The sequence below is a fragment of the Variovorax sp. 01T439_2 genome (assembly GCF_056398445.1).
Genome location: NZ_JBFTPJ010000604.1, coordinates 1 through 3,733, shown reverse-complemented (window position 1 = coordinate 3,733; position 3,733 = coordinate 1). Strand labels below are relative to the sequence as shown.

Genomic DNA, 3,733 nt, shown 5'->3' with positions numbered 1-3,733 from the left:
AGCAGGAACAGCGACACGCCTTTCATGCCTGGCGGGCCGCCGTCGACGCGCGCCAGCACCATCGCGAAATCCGCATCGGGGTTGGAGCAGAACCACTTGTCGCCGGCCAGGCGCCACTGGCCCTGTTCGTCCTGCCAGGCGCGGGTCTCGGTGGCCGCGATGTCGGAGCCGGCCGCCTGCTCGGTCATGAACATCGCGCCCTGCGCCAGCATGTCGAAATCGAGCGACTGGAAGCGCGGCAGGAAGCGCTCGACCAACTCCGGGCTGCCGAATTTCTTCAGGGTCCGCGCGAGCGAATCCGTCATGGAAACCGGGCAGCACAGGCCGAATTCCGCCTGCACGAAGAGATAGGTCAGCACGTACTTGACCAACGGCGGCATGCGGCCCTTCCAGCCGAGTGTGTCTTCGCGGTGCGACATCGCGGCAAGGCCGAACTCGCTCAGCGCGAGCCGTTCCATCTCGACGTACGCGGGATGCTTGTGGACCTGCGGGTCGTCGATGCCGGTGCGGGTGCGCAGAGTCAGTGTCGGGGGATTGCGGTCGGCGGTGTGCGCGAGCTCGTCGAGCCGGCCACCGGCAAGGGTCCCGAGCCGTTCGAAGTGCGGGCGCATGTGCGCCAGCAGGTCGGCCGGCAGGTACACCGCCAGCAACCTGTGCAGCTCTGCGTCCTCGGCATAGAGGCTTCGGCCGTGGCGATCGGGCACGGGATGGACGGCGGTGCCGCCGTCGATTGCAGCGTGGCTGGGCATTGGCTTGTCTCCTTGATGCCCGAATTTTTGGCGCGCTGACGATTCTTGTCTAATATCAAATTGGTTTAGAGCAATCCGATATGACTATCGTCGAAAGGCCGCCGACATGGAGCTTCGTCACCTGCGCTACTTCACGGTCCTGGCCGAAGAGCTGCATTTCGGCCGGGCGGCGCGGCGGCTCTCGATTTCGCAGCCGCCCCTGAGCGTGGCCATTCGCCAACTGGAGGATTCGGTCGGCGCGCAGCTTTTCGAGCGCAACAGCAAGGCAGTGCGCCTCACCGCCGCGGGCAGGGCGCTGCAGGCCTCGGCGCGCGCGCTGCTGCGCGACGCGGACGAGGCGCTGCTGGAAGCGCGGCACGTGGCCGAAGGCTCCGCGGGGCGGCTGCGCATCGGGTTCGTCGGTGCCATGCTCTACCGCGGCCTGCCGCAGGCACTGACGCGCTTTCAGGCGGCGCATCCGGCGGTGCGGGTCACGCTCACCGAACTCAATTCCGATCAGCAGATGGCTGAGCTTCTGCACGACCGGCTGGACATCGGCTTTGTGCACACGGGCCGGGTGCCGGCCGAACTGCAATGCCGGCTGCTGGTTTCCGAACCGTTCGTCGCATGCCTTCCGGCCGAGCATTCGCTGGCGAAGAAGCGCAAAGTGGCGCTCGCCACCCTGCGCGACGAATCCTTCGTGCTGTTTTCGCGCGGCGCCTCGCCCGATTACCACGAACGTATCCTGTCCATTTGCGCCGACGCCGGCTTCAGGCCCGAGGTGCGCCAAGAGGTACGCCATTGGCTCGCGGTCGTGTCGCTCGTGTCGCAAGGCATGGGCGTGGCGCTCGTGCCCGACGCGATGCGCCATTGCGCGCTGCCGGGGGCGGTGTTCCGTCCTTTGGAGGGCGCGAGCACGCCGTCCGAGGCGTATGGCGTGTGGCTGGCGACATCGCAGAACGTCTTGGTGCCTCGGCTGCTCGATGAAATAGCTCGCAGCCTTGGGCAGCGTCGTCAATCACAGGGGGCGGGCTGAGAATGCAAAGCCGTCTATCTTTTTAGATTTCGAAGCCCGGCCGTTGTCATCGACGATCACTCGCACGCCGTTCCTCTATGCCGCAGTACTCCACGTACGCGAACACGGAGGTCATCTGCGTCCTATGCTCGACGAACTGGCAGCGTCATAGACAGATAGTCCACCTGGCGCCCGTCCACGCGAAAGCAGTCTCGAACGAGTCCGGTCTCCGTAAACCCGGCACGCTCATAAAGGCTGACGGCTGCTCCGTTGGACGCAATGACTTGCAGGTCGATCCATTCCATCTGCGGATCGGCTTTCGCCCATTCGATCGCGACGTCCAGCAGACGCTGTCCGAGGCCCGAGCGTCGCCATTCACGATGCACGCCCACGCCCAGCAGGCAACGATGAACCATGTACGGAGCGGGATGAGCCCTCAAGTCGGCATGGCCGATGACCCTGTCCTTTCCAGCCAGGGCGACCCAGGCCCGACGCCATCCCGGATTGGGAGGATCCACATTCAGGGCGCGGCGGAAACCAGCTGCTCTCTCGCCCGCAAAGTGGCAGTCGATTCGAGCAATGGGCTGAAACAGAGGCTGCCCTTCGGCCCCGTTGTCGGAAATGTGATCGTTCAAGTATTCCGCGAGCGCCGAAAGTCGCTTGGTTGAAGACCAATGCCACCGCCCCTTTGTTGCATGGACGTCTCATGCGATCATCGCCTCTGGAATAGCGAAATTAGTGTCCCAGCTTAAGATCGGTGGATTGCCGGTCCTCCAAATTCTTATTTTTGATTGAATGCCGGGACCGATGAGGTTTTGGGACGTCACTCCATCGCAAAATGATTTCATCAAAGCTGGAGCGCACCACTTCAGGGCGAGATAGTGCCCATCCAACGACTGCCCCGCCTTCAATCGCACTCAACAATATTTTCGCCGCTTGCTCTCCATTTGGAGCCTTCGTGAATTCACCTTTGGCCTTGCCAATGTCAACCACTTTCTCCAACCAAGCAAGATGCATATTGAAGAATTGGACGGTCTGGTCACGCATGCTCTTTGGAAGCGCACCAAGTTCTGCCGCAAGCGCAGTACAAAGCGGAAATGAGCCATCCTCAATGATCTCCGAAAAAAACTCTGCGTAGGAAGCCAGCCGGTCCGCTGCGGTTGGCTGGCAAACGAGAGTGTCATCCAGTGTGGCTTTGAAGTTCACAAGATAGTCGCTAACGATTGCCACACCGAGATCTTCTTTAGTCGGAAAGTGGTGATGAATGCTCGGCTTTCGGATGCCTGCCTGTTCAACCAAATCAGCGTAGCTGAAATCTGAATATCCTCGGGTGCGCAGCAGCTGCTCGGCTGCCTCCATGATCTTTGTACGGGTAGTGTTCTCCATACCCCATAATACCTTCTGATTGGTAGTTTCGCTACCTGATGGTCGGCTGACTCAGCCCCTGACACTCTCCAGCCCCCAGCCAAGGTGTGCGAAAGATCGTCCCAGCATTCGGGCTGAGCACTGCGCTGCGTACTGCGCACTGCGCCCAGCCCTGCGCTGCGCTGCGCTGACAGCCTTCTAGGAAAGGTACTCGCCGTCCTCTTTCCGCATCGTCTCCAGCCTAGCACCAACACTTTCTATTCGTACTGTGGCATGTGCAGATGCGATCAAGCGGTTAGTCAGCCTGGAGCTACCTAACCGCTTTGTAATGCTGGAGCAATTAAAAAATGCTTAGCAGAGGCGCGCCGAGACTTTCACCGGATTTGCCAAGGTGTCATGGATCGGCGAATTCATTGGCAACTCACGAACCAACTCTTCAAGTTGTTCTCGAGTAGAAGAGCTGCTTTCCAGTTTCACATCGATATTGATACCCTGAGCGCCTTTTCGGATGTTTTCGTCTAGGCCCAGAAAACCATTGAGATTGATATCGAAACTCAGATTGAGTTCAATGCCGTCGAGTTCAATTCCCTTTGCCGCTGCCATTGAAGCGAGAGTGACCGTATAG

The 3,733-nt window shown here is 60.3% G+C and carries 5 protein-coding genes; 1 reads left to right on the top strand and 4 read right to left on the bottom strand.

The window, feature by feature from the left end:
- Positions 1-749, bottom strand: a 749-nt coding sequence (locus AC1DOC_RS24190; RefSeq protein WP_478130651.1) for an acyl-CoA dehydrogenase family protein, incomplete at its 3' end; no start/stop codon positions are given.
- 106 nt (positions 750-855) lie between these two features.
- Here AC1DOC_RS24190 and AC1DOC_RS24185 point away from each other — a divergent pair.
- Positions 856-1,764, top strand: coding sequence for a LysR family transcriptional regulator (locus AC1DOC_RS24185; protein WP_012747220.1), 909 nt, complete (start codon positions 856-858; stop codon positions 1,762-1,764).
- Between the two features lie 122 nt (positions 1,765-1,886).
- Here AC1DOC_RS24185 and AC1DOC_RS24180 read toward each other — a convergent pair whose 3' ends face one another.
- From AC1DOC_RS24180 to AC1DOC_RS24170, 3 genes are all read right to left on the bottom strand, one after another.
- Complete coding sequence (locus tag AC1DOC_RS24180; protein WP_012747221.1) at positions 1,887-2,378, bottom strand: GNAT family N-acetyltransferase; 492 nt, start codon at positions 2,376-2,378, stop codon at positions 1,887-1,889.
- A 100-nt stretch (positions 2,379-2,478) separates the two neighbouring features.
- A complete protein-coding gene (locus AC1DOC_RS24175) occupies positions 2,479-3,129 on the bottom strand; it encodes a TetR/AcrR family transcriptional regulator (RefSeq protein WP_012747222.1) in 651 nt (216 codons plus the stop codon).
- A 330-nt stretch (positions 3,130-3,459) separates the two neighbouring features.
- Positions 3,460-3,733: OsmC family protein (locus tag AC1DOC_RS24170; protein WP_478130650.1), on the bottom strand; the 274-nt coding region annotated here is incomplete at its 5' end.

Coding starts and splice junctions, on each gene's coding strand:
- AC1DOC_RS24185 (WP_012747220.1), top strand. CDS start 856: ATGGAGCTTCGTCACCTGCGCTACTTCACGGTCCTGGCCGAAGAGCTG.
- AC1DOC_RS24175 (WP_012747222.1), bottom strand. CDS start 3,129: ATGGAGAACACTACCCGTACAAAGATCATGGAGGCAGCCGAGCAGCTG.